Origin of the sequence: Anabaena sp. CCY 9910, from assembly GCF_963920875.1 — a bacterium.
GTDB classification, from domain to species: Bacteria; Cyanobacteriota; Cyanobacteriia; order Cyanobacteriales; family Nostocaceae; genus Trichormus; species Trichormus variabilis.
Map to the genome: position 1 here is coordinate 1 of NZ_CAWUDJ010000075.1, position 18,526 is coordinate 18,526.

25 protein-coding genes are annotated in these 18,526 nt (G+C 39.6%); 22 read left to right on the forward strand and 3 right to left on the reverse strand.

From position 1 onward, the window contains the following. Positions 1-299 precede the first annotated feature (299 nt). The 8 genes from ACM5QX_RS28380 (at position 300) to ACM5QX_RS28415 (ending at position 9,272) form a co-directional block, all read left to right on the forward strand. Positions 300-1,517, forward strand: a complete 1,218-nt coding sequence (locus tag ACM5QX_RS28380; RefSeq protein ID WP_414756561.1) for an NACHT domain-containing protein — start codon at positions 300-302, stop codon at positions 1,515-1,517. Positions 1,518-1,634: 117 nt separating this feature from the next. Further along, a complete protein-coding gene (locus ACM5QX_RS28385) occupies positions 1,635-2,657 on the forward strand; it encodes an IS4 family transposase (RefSeq protein ID WP_414756562.1) in 1,023 nt (340 codons plus the stop codon). A gap of 176 nt (positions 2,658-2,833) precedes the next feature. Next, on the forward strand, positions 2,834-3,895 hold the full coding sequence (locus tag ACM5QX_RS28390; protein WP_414756563.1) for a trypsin-like peptidase domain-containing protein: 1,062 nt from the start codon (positions 2,834-2,836) through the stop codon (positions 3,893-3,895). A gap of 5 nt (positions 3,896-3,900) precedes the next feature. Beyond that, complete coding sequence (locus ACM5QX_RS28395; protein ID WP_414756564.1) at positions 3,901-5,250, forward strand: hypothetical protein; 1,350 nt, start codon at positions 3,901-3,903, stop codon at positions 5,248-5,250. Between the two features lie 57 nt (positions 5,251-5,307). After that, entirely contained in the window at positions 5,308-6,402 is a 1,095-nt protein-coding gene (locus ACM5QX_RS28400) for an XRE family transcriptional regulator (protein WP_414756565.1), read from the forward strand. After that, complete coding sequence (locus tag ACM5QX_RS28405) at positions 6,390-7,307, forward strand: AAA family ATPase (protein WP_414756566.1); 918 nt, start codon at positions 6,390-6,392, stop codon at positions 7,305-7,307. The genes ACM5QX_RS28400 and ACM5QX_RS28405 overlap by 13 nt, the downstream gene beginning before the upstream one ends. After that, a complete protein-coding gene (locus tag ACM5QX_RS28410) occupies positions 7,297-8,460 on the forward strand; it encodes a VWA domain-containing protein (protein ID WP_414756567.1) in 1,164 nt (387 codons plus the stop codon). The genes ACM5QX_RS28405 and ACM5QX_RS28410 overlap by 11 nt, the downstream gene beginning before the upstream one ends. Then, positions 8,448-9,272 carry a hypothetical protein gene (locus ACM5QX_RS28415; protein WP_414756568.1) on the forward strand — a complete coding sequence of 275 codons (825 nt, stop codon included), beginning with the start codon at positions 8,448-8,450 and terminating at the stop codon, positions 9,270-9,272. The genes ACM5QX_RS28410 and ACM5QX_RS28415 overlap by 13 nt, the downstream gene beginning before the upstream one ends. A 209-nt stretch (positions 9,273-9,481) precedes the next feature. On the opposite strand, the gene ACM5QX_RS28420 is transcribed toward ACM5QX_RS28415, so the two are convergent. Further along, positions 9,482-9,703, reverse strand: coding sequence for a helix-turn-helix domain-containing protein (locus tag ACM5QX_RS28420; RefSeq protein WP_414756569.1), 222 nt, complete (start codon positions 9,701-9,703; stop codon positions 9,482-9,484). Between the two features lie 78 nt (positions 9,704-9,781). Between ACM5QX_RS28420 and ACM5QX_RS28425 the strand changes: the two genes are divergently transcribed. From ACM5QX_RS28425 to ACM5QX_RS28470, 10 genes are all read left to right on the forward strand, one after another. After that, complete coding sequence (locus ACM5QX_RS28425; protein ID WP_414756570.1) at positions 9,782-10,858, forward strand: hypothetical protein; 1,077 nt, start codon at positions 9,782-9,784, stop codon at positions 10,856-10,858. Between the two features lie 110 nt (positions 10,859-10,968). Further along, complete coding sequence (locus tag ACM5QX_RS28430; protein ID WP_414756571.1) at positions 10,969-11,283, forward strand: hypothetical protein; 315 nt, start codon at positions 10,969-10,971, stop codon at positions 11,281-11,283. Then, the gene (locus ACM5QX_RS28435; RefSeq protein ID WP_414756572.1) at positions 11,276-11,473 is read left to right on the forward strand and encodes a hypothetical protein; all 198 of its coding nucleotides are present in this window, start codon (positions 11,276-11,278) and stop codon (positions 11,471-11,473) included. The genes ACM5QX_RS28430 and ACM5QX_RS28435 overlap by 8 nt, the downstream gene beginning before the upstream one ends. A gap of 105 nt (positions 11,474-11,578) precedes the next feature. Beyond that, on the forward strand, positions 11,579-12,415 hold the full coding sequence (locus ACM5QX_RS28440) for a hypothetical protein (RefSeq protein ID WP_414756573.1): 837 nt from the start codon (positions 11,579-11,581) through the stop codon (positions 12,413-12,415). Positions 12,416-12,434: 19 nt separating this feature from the next. Beyond that, positions 12,435-12,824 (forward strand): hypothetical protein, encoded by a 390-nt coding sequence (locus ACM5QX_RS28445; protein WP_414756574.1) that lies wholly within the window; start codon positions 12,435-12,437, stop codon positions 12,822-12,824. Positions 12,825-12,829: 5 nt separating this feature from the next. Next, the gene (locus ACM5QX_RS28450) at positions 12,830-13,288 is read left to right on the forward strand and encodes a DUF1392 family protein (protein WP_414756575.1); all 459 of its coding nucleotides are present in this window, start codon (positions 12,830-12,832) and stop codon (positions 13,286-13,288) included. Between the two features lie 26 nt (positions 13,289-13,314). Beyond that, the gene (locus ACM5QX_RS28455; protein ID WP_414756576.1) at positions 13,315-14,142 is read left to right on the forward strand and encodes a KilA-N domain-containing protein; all 828 of its coding nucleotides are present in this window, start codon (positions 13,315-13,317) and stop codon (positions 14,140-14,142) included. A 9-nt stretch (positions 14,143-14,151) separates the two neighbouring features. After that, positions 14,152-14,442: a hypothetical protein gene (locus ACM5QX_RS28460; protein ID WP_414756577.1), complete on the forward strand. Its 291-nt coding sequence runs from the start codon at positions 14,152-14,154 to the stop codon at positions 14,440-14,442. 171 nt (positions 14,443-14,613) lie between these two features. Beyond that, positions 14,614-14,988: a hypothetical protein gene (locus ACM5QX_RS28465; protein ID WP_414756578.1), complete on the forward strand. Its 375-nt coding sequence runs from the start codon at positions 14,614-14,616 to the stop codon at positions 14,986-14,988. Between the two features lie 18 nt (positions 14,989-15,006). After that, the gene (locus ACM5QX_RS28470; protein ID WP_414756579.1) at positions 15,007-15,615 is read left to right on the forward strand and encodes an MT-A70 family methyltransferase; all 609 of its coding nucleotides are present in this window, start codon (positions 15,007-15,009) and stop codon (positions 15,613-15,615) included. Positions 15,616-15,675: 60 nt separating this feature from the next. Here the strand turns inward: ACM5QX_RS28470 and ACM5QX_RS28475 are convergent, their stop codons facing one another. Together ACM5QX_RS28475 and ACM5QX_RS28480 are read right to left on the reverse strand one after the other, a co-directional pair. After that, positions 15,676-15,912 (reverse strand): hypothetical protein, encoded by a 237-nt coding sequence (locus ACM5QX_RS28475; protein WP_414756580.1) that lies wholly within the window; start codon positions 15,910-15,912, stop codon positions 15,676-15,678. A 191-nt stretch (positions 15,913-16,103) separates the two neighbouring features. Continuing rightward, positions 16,104-16,679, reverse strand: coding sequence for a hypothetical protein (locus ACM5QX_RS28480; protein ID WP_414756581.1), 576 nt, complete (start codon positions 16,677-16,679; stop codon positions 16,104-16,106). A gap of 81 nt (positions 16,680-16,760) precedes the next feature. Here ACM5QX_RS28480 and ACM5QX_RS28485 point away from each other — a divergent pair, with 81 nt between their 5' ends. The 4 genes from ACM5QX_RS28485 (at position 16,761) to ACM5QX_RS28500 (ending at position 18,478) form a co-directional block, all read left to right on the forward strand. Next, the gene (locus tag ACM5QX_RS28485; RefSeq protein ID WP_414756582.1) at positions 16,761-17,192 is read left to right on the forward strand and encodes a hypothetical protein; all 432 of its coding nucleotides are present in this window, start codon (positions 16,761-16,763) and stop codon (positions 17,190-17,192) included. A 68-nt stretch (positions 17,193-17,260) separates the two neighbouring features. Beyond that, complete coding sequence (locus ACM5QX_RS28490) at positions 17,261-17,479, forward strand: hypothetical protein (protein ID WP_414756583.1); 219 nt, start codon at positions 17,261-17,263, stop codon at positions 17,477-17,479. A gap of 64 nt (positions 17,480-17,543) precedes the next feature. Continuing rightward, positions 17,544-18,197 (forward strand): GIY-YIG nuclease family protein, encoded by a 654-nt coding sequence (locus ACM5QX_RS28495; RefSeq protein WP_414756584.1) that lies wholly within the window; start codon positions 17,544-17,546, stop codon positions 18,195-18,197. After that, positions 18,194-18,478: a hypothetical protein gene (locus tag ACM5QX_RS28500; protein WP_414756585.1), complete on the forward strand. Its 285-nt coding sequence runs from the start codon at positions 18,194-18,196 to the stop codon at positions 18,476-18,478. Before ACM5QX_RS28495 ends, ACM5QX_RS28500 begins: the two co-directional genes overlap by 4 nt. The last annotated feature ends 48 nt before the right edge of the window (positions 18,479-18,526 follow it).

Below are 18,526 nucleotides of genomic sequence, written 5' to 3' on the forward strand. Positions count from 1 at the left end.
AAAAGAATAATTTGAGTTAGAAATTATCTAGCTTCACTACATATTTACCACTACCAATAATTACTTGTCGAACACAAAATCAAAAATCACGCTTTGAGCATTTTGATTACGTAGAAATTGCAGAGTTTAATGAAAATCAAGTAAACACCTTTAGTCAATATTACTTCCGAACAGTTTGTCCTGATGTAAATACAAAACAGACAAAAGTAAGAGAATTTTTAGATAAGCTCTATTTAGAAGAAAATAAGAATATTCGGGATCTAGCGATTACACCGATTTTACTGAATTTAACTTGTGAAGTGTTCCATAAAACAAACAAGTTTTATTCACAACGCTCAAAACTATATAAAGAAGGATTAGAATTACTACTAGCCAAAGGGTATAAATTGCGGGAAATAAAGCAAGATGAAATTTACCACAATTTATCCGTAGCTCGTAAGTTAAAACTTTTAAGTTATCTCGCAGTAAAAAAGTTTGAGCAACCGCAGTATGTACTATTTCAGCAGGAAGAAATAGAGAGATACATTGCAGATTTTTTAAACATTTCACAGTCGGATAGCCGAGTAGTGTTACAAGCGATAGAGAAACAGCATGGGTTATTAATTCCAAGAGCGCATAAAGTTTGGTCTTTTTCACACTTAACTTTTCAAGAGTATTTTGTAGCACAATGGTTCTGTGAACACTCTAATTGGCAAGCTCTAGCTAAAAATATTTTTGAATCACGTTATAACGAAGTTTTCCTTCTTGCAATTGAGATATCTTCTCATCACGATAAATTCTTAAGTGTAATCAAGAAAGAAATTGATTATGGGTTTTGTAAAAACGAATATATCCAAACCTTTCTTAGAAGAGTTTATCAAAAAGCTAAGTCTATTACTATACCATATCACCATACAAAGCTTAGAGCTTTTTATTTTGAATTAAATCGTAATAATCTACATGAAATTTATGCAAATGAAGCTATTTCATTAAATCAAAATTTTGATCTAAATATCAATTATTTAATTAATCCTGAATATATTTCTGATTGTATGCTTGATTATGAACTTGCTTTACTTTTATATAATGCCTATTTTATAGTTACTAATCCACCATATATCAATACTTACAATTATTATCGTAGTACACAAGATTTTATTAATATATATGAAAAACTAGCTAGATACTCATTAGATCAAAAATTCAACTTAGAATTAGAGTATATTAAAAATTTGTTACCTAAATTTACATTTGAAAATAGCCAAATATTTATTAATTGGGCAGTCCAAGAAGGACATAATTGGGCTAATAAGTTGAGAGCGTCAATAGTGAAGTATCGCAATATTAGGCATGATTTACATTTTTTCTCAGAGGATGACTGGCAATCGTTAGATGAATATTATAAAGCGAATAATCTACTAATAAGATGTTTAAACAGTAGTAAAGTAACTTATAAAGTTAGGGAAGAGATTATAGATACATTACTGTTACCGGCTTCTGAAATTACCGACAGAAAGACTGAAAGTAAAAAAGTTTAGTCAGTAGTTTACCCATACCATAACTCTCAAAAGTGTTTAATGTTAAGAAAAATCTGATAAAAACAGCCCAAAATATGTTAAATTTTGGGCGGAAGATTAAAGTATATCTATTTGATAGTGATTATAAATTCATTTCCCAAGATTGCCAAAGATATCTTGAGAGGACTGCCAAAAAATGATTATCCAGTATTGAACAGTCATCTGTTCTTTGAGTGCTGGCTATCTTATACTCTGGATAACAGCTTAACAAGTATGCGAGATTTGTTTAACAGATTAAACAACACAGGATTTGAGGTAGATATTTCTACTTTCTCTAAAGCAAACTTACATCGAAGCCAAAAACCTTTTCAAGAAATTTACCAAAAATTAAATGAATTAGTACAAAGGAAAGTTCAAAAAAAGTTACACGACAAATATGCAATTTTTCCCATAGATTCAACAATTATTACTCTCACAAGTAAATTGTTATGGGTACTGGGACACCATCAAGTAAAACTTTTTAGTTCTCTAAATCTAGCTACGGGAATTCCATCAGATAACTTCATAAACTTTGGACATGACCATGATTATAAATTTGGCTCAAAAATGATGTCTAATCTCCCAATAAATGCTATTGGGGTGATGGATAGGGGATTTGCAGGATTGCAATTTATTCAGGAGTTAGTCCAAGAAAACAAATATTTTGTCTTGCGTATAAAAAACAATTGGAAACTAGAATTTGAAGACTCAACTGGGTTGGTCAAAGTTGGTGCATCTGATGATGCTCAAGCTTATAGGGTGATTAATTTTTGTGATTTAGAAACGAAAACCGAGTTTCGCTTGGTAACTAATTTACCCGCGTCCGGAGATGCTGCTGTTAGTGACGATGAACTTAGGGACATTTATCGATTGCTTTGGGGAGTTGAACTCTTGTGGAAGTTTTTAAAGATGCACTTAAAACTTGACAAATTAATTACCAAAAATGTCAATGGCATTACTATACAGATTTATGTTAGCTTGATAGCCTATCTGATTTTACAGATAGTATCTGTTCCCACGCAATGGGGACATACATTATTAGATCAATTCCGCTATTTACAATCTTGTATGTGTCAGAAAATCAGTGATGTTCATTGGTTTGAGGAGATGATGTTATGTTGACTGTTTTAGGACTTTTAGAGTTAGTCTAACTAAAAATGTAAAGTTTTGTATCGACATTCAACATTTCTGCATAACTCTCTAATAACCAGAGCATAACTGACAGCAATCAATGCAAAATAAAAATTCAATTTTAGGAGTAACAAATCAATGTTGATACTGGCTATGGAAACACAAATATGACGATACAGCTATCCACACCTGACTTCCAACACCTTACCCGCATCGTCCAAAACTTACCAGACTTTGCCAATGTGCGCGATCGCCGTCGTTTAGTTGCAGGCGCATTACAGGGTGTAGCCCAAGCAGATGTAATACTAGGAAGGTTAGATTTGGATGGCGCACCGATGGGTGTGGCTGTAGAGGTTGTGCGGTTTTTAGCCCAATTTGGACGAGTTGCTTACGATAAAGAAGCCTTGGCTGTATTCCTCAACTACATTCAACCTTTCACTGGGGATGAAGATACAGACTTTATTGTAGAACTGTTTCAAAAATACCCGCTTGATATTCCAGCCAGTCCTAACCGTGGAATTGACCATTGGAAGGGAATGGATAGTACGGCTGATATCAAGGAAAAAATTATTGGGGAAAACACATTACGAGATATCTACATCTTAAACTTGGCTCTGGAAGCATCAAAAGCAGTAGTCCGTATTGCCACTTCAGACAGTTTAGGCACAGGCTTTATGATTGCACCTGATCTATTAATGACGAATAATCACGTTATTGATAGTCAAGAAGTAGCCGAGAAAAGTGACTATAGCTTTAACTATCAACTGGATGTTAATGGTAAGCAATGTCCTAGCCAGACTATTGGAGCTTTAGCTGGAGGTTGTTTTTACACTAATGAAGAACTGGACTATACAGTAGTAACCCTAAAAGACGTACCAGACTTCGGCAAACCTTTAATCTTCAAAAGTAAGTCGATGCGGCGAGATGACCGTGTGGCAATCATTCAACATCCTGGTGGTCATTTAAAGAAAATTTCGATCCAGAATAATTTTGTTGCTTACGCCGATAATAGCGTATTACAATACACTACCAGTACAGCACCAGGATCATCTGGCTCACCTGTGTTTGATGATGATTTTCAAGTAGTTGGGATTCACCATAGCGGAGGGATGCTTTTAGAATCAAATACTCAACGCAGATATTTACGTAATGCCGGAACAAGTGCGATCGCTGTTTTAAAGGATCTACAGGCTAACGCACCAGAAATTTACACACGGTTGCACAGGTAATGTAAATGGCAGAAATCAGTGGTGAAACCATTCAAAAATTATTGCTTGTCCTCAGACCATTTATGTGGGATAAACAACAACGCCGATCTTATCTTTTCATTGCTTTAGGGACTAATGCAAGCGTTTTAAACAGGCTGGTATGGGATACACCTGTAGATGTATTCATTCCCCAGATGATAAACGAACTGATACTATGTGGAGAAATTGCTCCTGGAAAGCCTACAATTTGCGCCTTATTAGAAGTTATTCGTGAAAATGTAGGTGTAGACAAACAACTAGAAATTGATAATTTGCAGCAGAGGATTATAGAAGAACTGACAAACAAAGAAAAGCCAAGTTCAGTTGAAACTGACAAACATAGCAGATCCAAGCAAATGAGCTTCATTACTGAACTGCGAACCCGTCTGATTAGTGACAAACAAGTTTATGACTTATCACGAAACGAAGAGTTTGCAGAGTTTAACTTTATAGGCTTGAAGGAAACTCCCTTATCAGTAGATTTGGTTGCTTTTACCAAAGCTGATGGATTGACCGAAAAGCAGATTGTGGATCTACGTGATAAGTTTTTTAACATTACGCAAATAGTATCTTATGATTTTGGTTTAAAACCTGGCCCAAGAATGCCAAATGGCCTTTTAGGTTTGGTATTTGAAGATGAATGTCCTCGTTCTTTAATAGAGTTTATTAAAAAACAGACAAAAATCTCCCACTGGCAAAGAAGTGCTGTCCTTGTTTCTTGGGTAATTGATGTTAAATATAAGCAAATATATACCCATAACAATCCAGTTTCAATACTTCCTCCTGTAGTGATTATGGAAGATTCAGTATTTCCCGGATTAGAATATTTAAAATCTTTTATATATACATATCGTTTTTTATTTATTCATATAGATAACGATACAAAAGTAAGTATTCAAAATTTTGGGAGATTAGAGTCAAGATTAGAAGAAATATATAAAATTATTAAAACTATGCCAGAGCAACAGTCTAAATATAACTTTCCCAACGCCAAAAGAGTGCAAATTTTTGAGCAAGTTGATACTTACATTGAGAATAACAATACTAATGAGCAAGAGATCAAGCAATCATTGGAAGATTTGAGATTATTGAGCGAAAAATTGCAGCAGCAGTATCCTCACGCCAGCGAGGAGCAAGCAGCCGCTATCATTGATGCTGAGTTTAAAGAAATCCAGCATACTCAACCCCAAAGATGGCAGAAGATATGGAGTCTCAAACGCTTATGGAATGGTGTCAAGAAAGGTTCTCTCAAAGCAGGTGAGCATTTTGTGGAGGAAACACCTTGGGGTAAAGCAATCATTGGTTTCCTTGAAGGTATTACAGATGAGACAGAGTAGGAAGAAATTTGAGCATTACTAACATAATAATTAAGGTTTAGTACATAGATTTAATCGATGTCTGTAAACAGCGAATTAATGCAAAAAATATTGTACCTGCTTAGACCCCTGATGGAGACTGAAAGCCAGCGTCGGGGGTATTTAATCAGGGCATTGGGGACTAATACGCCTGTTCAGTATCGACTATCTTTGAATACACCTACAGATGATTTTATCCCTGATTTAGTAAATGAATTAGTTGCTCATGGTAAAATTCCTTCTGGAAAACCAGCAATTTGCGCTTTGTTAGAGGTAATTCGTGAGACTGTGGGCGTTGATGTCCAAGCCACTATCGATGCAATACTTGTAGAATTTTTACCACCAGCAAAAATCCAAACTATTTCTACACCACCGCATTTACTATTTGATTTACTGCTGCAAATGGACTTTAAGCAGCAGGTGCGGTTAGTGGAAGATGTACTAGAACAACATCGAACAGCTGCATTCCTGGTTCATGGAGAACCTGACTGCGGACAAGAATTACTGGTTACTCGTTTATTCCGGATCAAATCAGCATGGAAGAATAACTCTCCAATTAAAAACGATGTTACCAATAATGCGGCTTACCGTAGTACTGAACGCTTGTGGAAACAACTAGCTCGTTCCTTTGTACTACCCCTAGATACTAAACCAGAACACATTATCGATAAAATTTGCGATCGCTGGCAGACTCAAGATGTCATTCTTATTTTTGAAAAAGTTGACTGTATGCCGCCAAAAGTTCTTGTAGGGTGGCTTCAGGAGTTTTGGGAACCCCTAGTAGATAGGGGAAAGCTCAATCCACCACTGAAGGATACGCATTTGTTGATGTTCCTAGTTGATAATTGTGGCAGTGTTTGTAAATCACAAGTCATGCTTGCAAAGCAATTTGATGAACCGGAGTATCCCCGGATTCCCCTGTACTTGCCACCCCTCAGTCCGTTTCCACCCGATATCTTAAGAGATTGGCTAAGGGATATGAAAGTCTTTCGTGATTTGCAAATCCCGGCTGATTTAACTTATCAGCGATTATGGGAAAAGTCCGATAACGGCATTCCTCAATTTGTCTATGAAGAAATTTGCACGCACTTTGATTTGAGTTGGGAAGGAGGCTTGGCGAAATGGTTGATTTAGCAAGTGTACTCACCGCCAAGGGCAAAAAACCTTATGAGGGCAAGCCAATTTTACCCCAAGAGTACCAAAAATTTGGGATCTCTCCTCACTTACCATCACCAGAACTTATTCAAGCTGTTAATCTGGCAATTTTCTTAGAAAAACGCCCCTTATTACTCAAAGGTGAACCAGGATGCGGTAAAACGACTTTAGCACAAGCGGTAGCTTATGAATTGGGCTTACCTTATGAAGCTTGGTTTATTAAATCTACAACCAGGGCGAGAGATGGACTTTACACCTATGATGCGGTTGGACGCTTGCATGATGCTCAACTTTCTCGCATAGGGGAAGCAAGCAATTCTCAAGTCAAAGATTTAGATAATTATATTAAATTGGGGCCTTTAGGACGTGCGTTTAAAAATAAACAACGTACTGTAGTTTTAATTGATGAAATTGATAAAGCTGATATTGACTTCCCCAATGATTTGTTACGAGAGTTAGATGAACAGAAATTTACAATTGAAGAAAAGGGAGAAGAAATCAAAGCAAATTATCCTCCAATTATTATTGTTACTAGCAACGATGAAAAGGATTTACCAGATGCTTTCCTGCGGCGTTGTCTGTTTTATTATATTCAGTTTCCATATCCACAATTAGCTAATATTGTCAAGTCACATTTTTCGGAGTCTTCACCGGATTTAGTGGAAGCTGCGGTGAATCGTTTTATTGAATTGCGTCAAGAAATGGAGAAGGGGAAAGCAGGTAAAAAAGTTAGCACTAGTGAGTTGCTAGATTGGTTTGCCGTGTTGCGGCAATTTCCTGAAGATGAGGTGTTAAAGCAGTTAAAGGGAGAAATACCTTTTCCAGAAGTTCTGTTGAAGAAATGGGAAGACCATCTGCGGTATTTAAAAAAATATGAAACTTGAAGAACTACCACTACTAGATATTTTTAACAGCCTGCGACAGAGGCATGGTTTGCCGTTGGGGGTTGAAGAATATTTAGTGGTTGTGCATAGTTTCAGAGCCGGGGTTGGTGTTAATAGTCGCCAGGAATTAGAGCAGCTTTGCTGTATGTTGTGGGCAAAATCTGAAGAAGAAAATCGCCTGATTCAACGTTTATTTGGGGAGATGTGGAAACAAATCGAATTACACCCTGTAAATTCTCCAGAATCTTTGAATGAACCTACATCCAGTAAGGACACTTCAATTTTAATTTCAGAATCATTTACACCAGAAAATGATGAATCCAACTCAATTGAAACAGCTACATCTAAAGAATTTCCACTTGATGACGAGGTAATCTCTAATTTAGAAGCAACTCCCACTATTACACCGGAACCAGTGCAAGCTGTCCAAGCGGTGCGGAGTATTCGCAGGGATAGGGAACGTAAACGCCCTCGTTATCTGCTGTTGACAGAATATTTCCCTGTGACTAAGCGACAAATGAAGCAATGCTGGCGTTATTTGCGTCGTCCGGTGCGCCAAGGATTACCTACAGAATTAGATGTGGAAGCGACGGTAGCGAAAATTGGGCATGAGGGTATTTTACTGCAACCTGTGATGATGCCACCGCGTAAAAATCGCACGGATTTGGTGCTACTAATTGACCAGGAAGGCTCAATGGTTCCATTTCACGATTTATCGCGGCAGTTGGTGGAAACGGCACAACGGGGAGGACGGTTGAGAACAACCAATGTATTTTATTTTCACGATTACCCAGATGAATACTTGTATCGGCATCCAGCGATGCTTGAAGCTAAGGCTATTTCTGAAGTATTGGCGGAAATAGGCGAACGAGCGGCTGTATTAATTATTAGTGATGCCGGAGCAGCACGGGGGAATTTTGACGCAGAACGGGTTAATAATACTAAGGTATGGATTGAGCAGTTACAGCAGTCGGTACGTTATTTTGCTTGGTTGAATCCCATTCCTAGTGAATGCTGGCGACAAACTACGGCTGAGGAAATTGCCCGTTTTGTGCCGATGTTTGAGATGAGTCCGCAGGGGATGAATGCAGCAATTAGTGTATTGCGGGGTCGATATATCGCTGGGGAGGTAATGTACTCATGGCTGATGTGACGGCAGATATTAACCAAAGCCGTGTGATGAGAATTGCCCAAAGACGGGTAGAAGGGTTTGTCCAGCAGTTTGGGGCAGCACACCGCAACTTAGCTCGTCATGCGGCGTTTCCTTTAGTACTGACACCCGATTTACTTTACCAAATTTGGGCAAACTTTGTTCCTCAAGCCCCTTGGGTAGCAGTTTCTCATGTGTTGCTGTCGCGGTTGTGTCGTCAGGTGGGTTATGAGATGTATGAGATGGATATTGCTGACCGGAATTTATTGTTACGGGAATTGAAGGAGGAATCTGGGCAGAAAAGATTTGATGAACTGGGGGAATTTTTATTAGATTATGTAGCGCAGCGATTAACTGATGATGATCCAGATACACAGGATTTAGCACAAGCTCAGCAGTGGACGGCGTTGGCGTATACTAAGCCGGATGAAGCAGCGCGGGAGTTAGCGCAGAGGTTGAGTGAGAGGTTCAAGCAGAAGGATATGGGGGAGGTATTACGGCTTGCTGAGTTGGTAGATACTTTAACAAAACCTTTGGTAGAGGCAGGATTTGAACCATTAATCATTTATGCAAAAAAGATGGATGTTTTGATTCGTGGCACAGACCAGCTTCAACAGGAAATTTTAACTTATGAACAAATAAAGCATATACTACCAGAAATGGGAGAATTATACTATCTGCATAATGAAGATTGGAAAATTTTTATAGATTGTTTTAATGGTAATTTATCAGCTTTAAAGGAAGCAGCCAAAGAAATTATAGACAAATATGATGGTAATATCTCAGTTTTTTTAGAATATGAATTTAGATATTAGATATCACCACTATTAAAACACTTTGCGCGGCTAACTGATAATTAATTTCAGATTTACATGAAGTTCAATCCCTAACATCAATTCAATTTAAAAAGCGTTTTCAAGGTTTGAGATATTGTTATCGACAATTCCAAACCAATACTTTTGCTATGTATAGCCACCCATAACTAATTATTGAGTTATGTCAAATGCTGATAGTTTATTCAGTCTTAGGAAGCATCAAATTTTTTCTTGCTTTCCTTTGCTGCCTCAACAACTTCCTCAAGAGTGCATTGGTAAACTTCTAAAAATTTGGGAATGTCTTCAATTGGCAACCGAGGCGTGTGTCGCCCAATATCCCAGTTGCGAACAGTTGACTCGGCAATTCCTAACCTAGATGCCACATCTACCGTTCTTAACCCTGCTCTCTCTCTTAACTCCTTCATATCCATAACGAAATAACACTACCTATAGAATATCAGCTAGTTAACGTAGTTGACAAGCGCAGTTAACTAGCGGATAATAGAAACATGAGAGAAGCGCCCCTGACTGCGAATCTGAAGCGCTTCTTTTGCCCTAAATTTAAAGGCTTACCAATCATGGCATATCCAACTTATAACTATCAATCCCTACAACTGAAATCCATAGCTCGGCTCAAGCAAATCTACAGCGAAATCGGCTGCACCCTTGAGGTAAGCGACAGACGTTGCAAAGATTCTTGGATTAGTGCGATCGCTGACTACCAGTCCAGCCAAGTTCAGAAAGTTGACCAACAAGCGATCGCCCAAGCCGAACTAGAGAATTTCATCGCCGACCAAGCCGAAGCTGTAGCCCCCGAAGACCTAACCACAGTAGAAATCAACCCTCACCACTTCGAGGTGTATGCAGCTAAAAGACTCATAGCCTACGTCAGCTACGACAACAGCGAATTTGTGACGCAGCCTTGGGTAGTCATGGTGAACGGTGAAGAAAAGTTTCGTCACTTTGCTATTTCTCAATGCGACCGCTTCATTGATTGGCATCATAAAGATGGAACACTCAACCCACCAATCCCAGGTGAAATCCCAGAAGTCCCTACCATTGCTGAAATCTGTTTCTATGAACAAGAAGCCTTGGTTGAAGGGGAATTAGTCGCCAGTATCAGCTTTGACGCGGATAATCACGAAGATTTATACTGGCGAGTCATTATTAACGGACAAGAGATTTTCCGCGACACCACATCTGCCAGATGTCACAGCTACGTCAAGCAGCAGTATCAAGCGAGGTTATTGCCAGTACAGAAACCGTTTGAAGAACCCTGCACCACGGGTAACGAAATCATGGCTCAGATTGCGACTGGTTGCGAACAGTTAGGTTTGGAATTGCTGGACGATGGGATTTACCACAACGACAAAAGACTAGTGGAATTTGTCTACAAGAACGGCGTTTGCTGCTATATACGAGCTTCTTTAGAACCTCAGCAAATATTTTCATGTCAATTGCTGTCTAAGGATTGTTCTGGTGAGGAACTGCTAGACAAACCCTTTCACTTGCTGACATCTGAACAGTGGGAACAACTGCGGGAGTATGAACCAGCGTCAGAGAACCGAGAATTAGTAGCTGTGTAAAGGAAAAGTGGGCGACGAAGCCCACTCAATTTGACTGTTTAGTTGCTCCCAATATAAACACTTACCTGCTCGTTTCCACAGAAAGCATCAATTAGTTCCATCTTAAAATCATGCAACCCACCATCAGCATACCCAAGGGCTGGGAATACCCCAGATTCACGTTAGGACAGCGCACCAAGCAAGGGCTAATCATCGGTATCCAATACTACGCTACTGATACTCTTTTGGCTTATGAGTACGGTACAGGCTGGCGTTATACGGTGATGTCTAACAAAAACTCAGAAGAAGTCCGATCTTACTTTGACGACCAACTTCAAACGCTTTCTGTTGCAGAACTTCAGGCACAGTTGCAGGCGGAACTTGAAGAGCATCAACAGCAGATAACAGAACTCCAAGAGCAGTTGGGAGGATTAACTGATGTCTAATATCAGCCTTATTGAATTAGTTAAAGCTAGTCAATACCTGTTATCTAAAATTGCTAAACACCCGGACTTTTTAGCGCTTCACTATCACCCTGATTTAAAAATTGGTGATGCTCAAACTGCACTGTCTTATCTCAAGGATGAGCTAGAAACTAATCAACAGTCTGCTAATACAGCCAAGACTTCCGATTAGAAGAAACTCGCCCGAATTGCCTGTGATTAATTCGGGCGATCGCTAGTATTTGTGAATACTGCATCTTACTACAGGAAACCTATTGTTGCACAGTAGAGGTAAAATATGTCCAACGAAGTAAAACTAGGTCTTTGTAATCCTCCCGAACCTATTTATCTATACGTTAAAAATGGGGAAATTAGCGGGGAATCTTACTTGTGGTATCACTACAACATTGACCAAGATAAAACCATCCCCGTCCAACAACGGGGTTTAACTGGTTACTTATCAGAACTGCGCGTGACTGCTAAAGAATACAAAACTAAAGACACGACCAAGTTAGATATTGTTATTGCTGCTGATGAAGTGTATATCATCAGAACTGGTATAGAAACCAATTTTGCGAAGACGTTTTTACTAGCGGCTTCACAAGTTTACGACTTTTCCAAGCCTCTAGTTATTGCGGCTACAAGCGGTGATGAGAACACAGTCTTTTGTCGGCTTTATGATGCGACAAGTAAAGTTAGAGTCCGCAGCGAATGGAACCCGAACGCTGATTGGTTCTCAATCATTACTGAACTTCAATCTCGTTTGGGTGGTTCATTTTCATCTGCTCCACTAATGTCAGAACAACAAACACAACCCAAATCTGTAGCACATCCCCAAGATTTGCGCGTGAAATATATTCGTACTTTGTTGAATTATCCCCTAGATTTGGTCAAAGAATATTTGCAGTTTCAAGAAGTTAGTAGCCCCAGTCAATTACCTATCAGCAAAATTGATTCTCTGGTAAAAACCATGTGTTTAGCCTGGGCTAATGACAAGTTTGATAATCCCACTCATGTTGAAAATTCGTATCAGCAGCAGATAGTTGATGTAGTTGCTAATGGTGGTGATGAGTTAACTGCAATTAAGTCATGGATGCAACAGGTACAAGCGACAAACTTAGAAGTAGTTTCCTAATAACAACTGGAGGTGAAATATGAGTTACAAATGGACTTCCCAAGAAGTAGAGATTCTGGAAGAAATGGCTGAATCCCACACAGCCCAACAGATAGCGCAAAGGCTCATTAGACACCGCTATCATCGCAGCCTGGAGGGTATACGGAAGAAGCTCTACTCGCTAGGTTATTCCGTCCGTCCCACATTAGATAACTACTCTTGCAATCAGATTGCTAAAGTTCTGCAAGTGGATTCTAGTACAGTCGCAGGATGGGTTAAGCGCGGTTGGCTTAAAGGTACTAAACGTAGTAGCCATCATTATCAGGTTAAAAGTCAGGATTTGAAGCGATTCCTCAACAACCCTCCGCGCAGAATCAGAAACCTCATTACTTCGTTAGATCAATTAGCAGTCAAATACTTGGTTGGGTGAAAGTTATGTCCTGTGTAATCTCTGCTTTAGAAAGATGTTGGTATTTATCACCGCCTTGGGGTAAGCAAATGCCTCCGATTCAGGTTGATTTGTCGGAACGAGTTTATATCAAAGCTACTGGAACGTTTGGTTACTGCTGCGGGGTTGTGTGGCAGGATGACCAGTGGATTTACTCGGTGTTGAGCCAAGCTTCTATTGTCCAGATGACCAAATATCAGATTCTTGGTACAGGAAAGATACAGTCCCTCAGCTTGGAGAAACCAGAGTTTGCTGTAGGCGATCGCGTATTACTTCGCTTCAGCAGCCACACCACAAAACAGCGTTTGGTGTTGGGTGTTGTCTTGGTGGATAACAGTTGGTTTTACGTTATCGAAATGGTTTCCCCTGCTTTATCCCCTGCACTGGGTTCACCTATTCGTTTCCCATTGCTTAGTGAAAAAGATTTAGTCCGAGTTCATCTGTAAGTATTTTTCAACTTGGAGCAACTATCATGTCACAAATTGAAATCGCTCAAGTTATCGAACAGATTCAACAAGAAATTCAAATCGACTCCAATGGTCATGGTATAGCCAGCATTAGAGCAACTGCAAGGTTAGCAGATGTGCAAGATTCTTCGTTGCGTCGTGCGTTTTTAAGTGCGGCACTAGAACCCTCTATATTAGCTCAAAGCCTTATACAACAAGGCTTTACCCCTGCGGCACTGGCATCTTGGAGTGACCAGGGAGTTCCAGATATGGCAGTCGCTTCTGTCTTGGAGTATTACGCATTTGACGCTGGAAGATATTGTAAACCACAAGCCCGATTGGTATGTAAAGCATTCAATAGAATTGGTATCCGCGCCTGGATGCAAAATATCAAAGGCTGGACAAATACCCCGGTTCCACAGCCAGAACCACCCAAAGTCATTGCTCCATCCCACGAAGCTGCACAGTTAGCCATGCTGCTTGGTGAGTTTGCCGGATTAGACAAATCCCTCACCGCCCAGTTAGCCGTTAATGCTGCCACTGCTGTCAACCCCGCACTCAAGCCTGCTGCGGATGAACTCAAGACGGCGATCGCACAAACCAACCCAGCCGAAGACGCATATCTCAACCCAACGCAAATTGGTGAAGTAGTTGGGATGTCAGCCAGAGCCGTCAATAATTGGTTGCTAAACTCTGGATTGCAGTACAGAACCGATGACCGCAAGATTCCCTATCGACCTACTGATGAAGGTAAGCGTTGGGGGCGAATGGTTCCTGCTTTGGCGAAGGGATGTAATCAGACAGTCTTCCAACTGCGCTGGTTGCCCCAAATAGTACAAGTCATTTCTGGGTGAGTCACGATTATGAATAGTCTAAGAAAAACGGTGGCAGAAAAATACGGGCTAGAAGCTTTTGCAATGTATGATGAATACTTTTTTGTTCATCTACCAGAGAATGAAGATTATTCTTTGAAATTCTTGGAAAGTGACTTACCAGAGTTAATTCGCATTGAACTTGCAGAATGTTTCGCTGGCGGTGTCATAGCCGTGTGGGAAGTTCACCTATTTTTGCTGCCTCAAGTTTTGGAGCAAGCTTACTATTTTATTGAACATTTTTGGGAAGGGATATCTAAAGAAGATACACATACTACCTAGTTATACTCTTCAACTGTGGAAGCTTGACGCGATAGTCACCAGCTAACAGTCAACAGTCATCAGTCATTAGTCAACAGTCATCAGTCCATAGTCCACAGTTATCAGTCCCACCACTAACAACCAATATTTAACAGTCATTAGTTAACAATCAACTTGGAGAAAGTTTCAGCAATGAATAACAACAAGCAACTCGGACTCTTACAAAAAGACACACTCATCGAGAAATTAGCCAAAGCATTCTACCGCATTCAAGGTTATGTGGTTCGGGAGGAATATAGAATGCAGAATGCCACTCACCCGCAAGTAAAAGCCTGTGTACAAATGGCGATTACTGCAATTGAGGAAGTCGAGTTTGCCCTGGCTGATTTAGATGAGGATGAAGAAATTATCGCTTGGCAGCAAGGACAATCTTTTCGGGAAGGGCTTGAATACTATTTTTACAACTATGGACTCTTCGGCTTGACTTTAGTAACTGATCCTCATCTCAATTTAACTCGTACAGAGGTTCATTTAAGTCACCAAATATATAAGCGCCCAAATTGTTAGACCATCCGAGGAGGCAGCATGAGACTAACAACTTTACAAGGACAGTATCAGTGCATCGTCATAGATCCGCCTTGGTTCTACAGACTCCGCACTAACGATAAGACCCACCGCAATCGCATTCCATATAAGCCAATGCGAACTGAGGAAATTCTGGCGCTGCCCATTCCCGAATTATGCGACTCAACAGGTTGTATCCTTTGGCTGTGGTTTACGAACAACCACATGATCGAAGCGGCTCAATGCTTGCAGGTGTGGGGATTCGACCTCAAGACTATTCTCACTTGGCAAAAGATTACGAAGCTGGGAACCCCACATATTGGGACTGGCCACTGGCTGCGGAACTGCACCGAACATTGTGCTTTGGCTGTGCGTGGGAATGTCAAAGCTTTTGCAGGGCGATCGCTTACTAATCAATCCACTATCCTTCATGCACCCCGACGAGAGCATTCACGTAAACCCCCAGAATTTTTTGAACTCGTAGAGAAACTCTGTCCAGGGATGACCAAGCTAGAGATGTTCGCACGAGAGTCTAGGGACTGCTGGGACTGTTGGGGAGATCAGGCGGATATGTTTGATCAGCTTGAGCTTGGTGCAGGAATTGATAACGATACTTCGTTGAGTGCTTAATTAACGCTAATTTCGGCACTCAAAGTTTGCTGAACCTTGAAAACTGAATATCAAACAATGCTAATTTTCTGGCGGAGTATCATCTGCTGTCTGATAAATAGAACGCAATTCATCAACAGTATTTGCTGTTTCTATTGCTGACAAGATTGATTGGAGCAATCTGAAATCTTCAATTTGCTCAATTTCAGGTAATAAGTTTTGCCCAGGTGTTCCAAATTTTAGTTTCAACCCCAAAGCTATGCCTTTTAACAATTCTTCTATTCGCGCAATTCTCTCAAAACTAGTAACGTACTGCATACGCTGTTGTGCCTCCAATTGTTCTACTTCTCTTATAGGCTGGGACTGTTGGGGAGGTGAAGCGGATATGTTTGATCAGCCAATTGCCAGAACTGATAAGCATAATTCTTAAGCATAATTCTTTGAGTGCATAACGTTAATTTCGGCACTCAAAGTCTACTGAACCTTGAAAACTAAATATCAAAACAATGCTAATTTTCTGGCGGAGTATCGGTTGAATATGACTGGTAGATTTGACGCAATTCATCAATTGAAGTCGCTGTTTTTATACCATTTCTCACGGCCCTTAATAGTTCAAGGTCTTCCAATGATGAAATTTCCGGCATTAGGTTTAATGCTTCAGGGCCAAACTTCAGTTCTAAGCCTAATTTTATTGCTTCTACCAATTCTTCCATTCGCGCAATTCTCTCAAAACTAGTAACATACTGCATACGCTGTTGTGCCTCCAATTGTTCGACTTCTCTTTTAAACTCTAGTTCTAAATTCAATGGTAACGTCAACATCCAATCAATAAAAGCATGAATCAATAACCAAGATTCTTCACCGCCAAGGCGATATATTTTCACCAATTTGTCAATCAGTCGTTTTCCTAATTCGGCATCGCGGACTACCTGCTGCAACTCCTGATCGAGAAACTCAAAACCACGAGTCCAATCAATTTGAGCATGAGCTTGCGGAAAGAAAAACAGCATGAAGTCCTGAAAATACAGTTGCAACATCTGTTTCCAAGGCGAATCGTATTGAGTTTGGGGTGTTTTATTAGCCATATTCAAAAGTCAGAACTTACTGTTATCTAACAAAATAATTCATCCAAAATAGTTGCTTTTCACAAATCAAACAGAGGACTTATGACTAACGATATCTTGAGTGATAACCGCAGAAAACGCCACATTTACATGGACAGTAAACTCGATGATTTGCCCTTAACTATGGAAGCATATCGTGTTTACTGCCATCTGTGCCGTCGCGCTGGTTGTGATAATAATGCCTTCCCCTCCTATAAATCTATTGGTGAAGCCTGTTTTCGTGGTTCTTTCCCAAACTCACCAACAGATAGCCTACGCCGTAAAGCGATCACTTCTCTTAACGGAGACGCTGCGCGAACACTGCGGTCAACGCAAAAGACGAACACGGCGGCGAATATTCCCTTGTTGGCTATGAGTACAGCACTAAGGACACTAACAATTAAGAGATTGAAGGCGATTGCATACTTGCCATCAGAAAAAACTATACATTTGCATTGCAATTGCCTTGAACTTTCTAGAACTATGCCCGTATAATTATAGTACATTTGTACTATCAAGCAACTATCTAGTCCTCACATTTATCGCAGATTTCGGAGCGCCACATGACAGAACGATATATGCTTTCGATTACTTTATCAGAAAAAGCTTATGAAGAATATCGCCTAGTCGCTGCATGGAAGAAGATCCCTGTCAGCACATTAATTAGACAGATTTTAGAACGCGAACATGAAAGTCTTGGTTTCTCTGAGCTAGTCAAACGGGCCACAGTGTCACAAGAGAATCACCTTTTAAACTCTGATGAAGTACATCAATCAATTTGAAATTACTTGCGTTTGAAATTGAGTTAATTGCCGAAAAACCTTACCACTAGAAAGGAAGTAAAGGATGAGATTAAGGGAAGAAATTTACGAACGCTACAAAAAAAATAATGGATGGGTATATTTAGTTCATGCAGAAGGAACCCCACGATATAAAATTGGTAGATCAATTAATCCAAGTGTACGATTGTCCCAACTTCAAGGGCAATCTCCTTACCCTTTAGTAATTAAAGAGTGTGTCTGGACACCGGATGCAATCGATTTTGAACAGTCTTTACATGAGGAATTTCATAAAAACAGAGTTTTTGGTGAATGGTTTGAGTTTATAGATCATCCAGATTTTACCAATACAATTGATGCTTATGATAGATTTTGTTGGTATGGAAGAAAAGATATTCAACTGATTTCTCAGCATATTACTGAGTTGATTATCGATAGTTTTTACCAAGTGAAACCATTCTGCTATTTAGATTCTTTTTCTGAGGTTTACCATATTGTAAAGCGCACATTAGCCATATCTCAATGCTTAGAAGAACTTGTTTGCATTATTGATTTCTTGGTAGTTCATTTAATTGAGTCTTGGATACATAAGAGTTTTAATATTTGCCCTATTTTAAATGAGCATGAACATCTATTAGATTCGATGTGGTTTTGTAATGCTTTGCAAGATAGGATCAACTGCTTCATTTACGGTTTAACCAGAGGAGAAAATCAACAATGACTTTCGTGAATAATACAAAACAACCTAAAAATAGAAACAAAAGTAAGTATGCGAATATACTTGCTAGTCCAATAGCGTTTCATCGTGTCTATGCCACAATAGCCGGTAGTGCTTGTGCTGGGCTTTTCTTAAGCCAAGCTATGTATTGGGATTCGAGAACTGATGACCCAGAAGGATGGTTTTACAAAACTTATGAGCAATGGACATCAGAAACGGCATTAAGTCGTTATGAGTTAGATAAGATTAGGCACCATCTTACCAGTATGAATATTTTACGGTAGTGGTAAATATGTAGTGAAGCTAGATAATTTCTAACTCAAATTATTCTT

Excerpts from the sequence above, each read along its gene's own strand:
- ACM5QX_RS28455 (WP_414756576.1), top strand. The coding sequence starts at position 13,315 with ATGTCACAAATTGAAATCGCTCAAGTTATCGAACAGATTCAACAAGAA.
- ACM5QX_RS28390 (WP_414756563.1), top strand. The coding sequence starts at position 2,834 with ATGACGATACAGCTATCCACACCTGACTTCCAACACCTTACCCGCATC.
- ACM5QX_RS28480 (WP_414756581.1), bottom strand. The coding sequence starts at position 16,679 with ATGGCTAATAAAACACCCCAAACTCAATACGATTCGCCTTGGAAACAG.
- ACM5QX_RS28415 (WP_414756568.1), top strand. The coding sequence starts at position 8,448 with ATGGCTGATGTGACGGCAGATATTAACCAAAGCCGTGTGATGAGAATT.
- ACM5QX_RS28435 (WP_414756572.1), top strand. The coding sequence starts at position 11,276 with ATGTCTAATATCAGCCTTATTGAATTAGTTAAAGCTAGTCAATACCTG.
- ACM5QX_RS28425 (WP_414756570.1), top strand. The coding sequence starts at position 9,782 with ATGAGAGAAGCGCCCCTGACTGCGAATCTGAAGCGCTTCTTTTGCCCT.
- ACM5QX_RS28490 (WP_414756583.1), top strand. The coding sequence starts at position 17,261 with ATGACAGAACGATATATGCTTTCGATTACTTTATCAGAAAAAGCTTAT.
- ACM5QX_RS28450 (WP_414756575.1), top strand. The coding sequence starts at position 12,830 with ATGTCCTGTGTAATCTCTGCTTTAGAAAGATGTTGGTATTTATCACCG.
- ACM5QX_RS28400 (WP_414756565.1), top strand. The coding sequence starts at position 5,308 with ATGTCTGTAAACAGCGAATTAATGCAAAAAATATTGTACCTGCTTAGA.
- ACM5QX_RS28440 (WP_414756573.1), top strand. The coding sequence starts at position 11,579 with ATGTCCAACGAAGTAAAACTAGGTCTTTGTAATCCTCCCGAACCTATT.
- ACM5QX_RS28405 (WP_414756566.1), top strand. The coding sequence starts at position 6,390 with ATGGTTGATTTAGCAAGTGTACTCACCGCCAAGGGCAAAAAACCTTAT.
- ACM5QX_RS28465 (WP_414756578.1), top strand. The coding sequence starts at position 14,614 with ATGAATAACAACAAGCAACTCGGACTCTTACAAAAAGACACACTCATC.
- ACM5QX_RS28410 (WP_414756567.1), top strand. The coding sequence starts at position 7,297 with ATGAAACTTGAAGAACTACCACTACTAGATATTTTTAACAGCCTGCGA.
- ACM5QX_RS28495 (WP_414756584.1), top strand. The coding sequence starts at position 17,544 with ATGAGATTAAGGGAAGAAATTTACGAACGCTACAAAAAAAATAATGGA.
- ACM5QX_RS28485 (WP_414756582.1), top strand. The coding sequence starts at position 16,761 with ATGACTAACGATATCTTGAGTGATAACCGCAGAAAACGCCACATTTAC.
- ACM5QX_RS28445 (WP_414756574.1), top strand. The coding sequence starts at position 12,435 with ATGAGTTACAAATGGACTTCCCAAGAAGTAGAGATTCTGGAAGAAATG.
- ACM5QX_RS28420 (WP_414756569.1), bottom strand. The coding sequence starts at position 9,703 with ATGGATATGAAGGAGTTAAGAGAGAGAGCAGGGTTAAGAACGGTAGAT.
- ACM5QX_RS28475 (WP_414756580.1), bottom strand. The coding sequence starts at position 15,912 with ATGCAGTACGTTACTAGTTTTGAGAGAATTGCGCGAATAGAAGAATTG.
- ACM5QX_RS28460 (WP_414756577.1), top strand. The coding sequence starts at position 14,152 with ATGAATAGTCTAAGAAAAACGGTGGCAGAAAAATACGGGCTAGAAGCT.
- ACM5QX_RS28500 (WP_414756585.1), top strand. The coding sequence starts at position 18,194 with ATGACTTTCGTGAATAATACAAAACAACCTAAAAATAGAAACAAAAGT.
- ACM5QX_RS28430 (WP_414756571.1), top strand. The coding sequence starts at position 10,969 with ATGCAACCCACCATCAGCATACCCAAGGGCTGGGAATACCCCAGATTC.
- ACM5QX_RS28395 (WP_414756564.1), top strand. The coding sequence starts at position 3,901 with ATGGCAGAAATCAGTGGTGAAACCATTCAAAAATTATTGCTTGTCCTC.
- ACM5QX_RS28470 (WP_414756579.1), top strand. The coding sequence starts at position 15,007 with ATGAGACTAACAACTTTACAAGGACAGTATCAGTGCATCGTCATAGAT.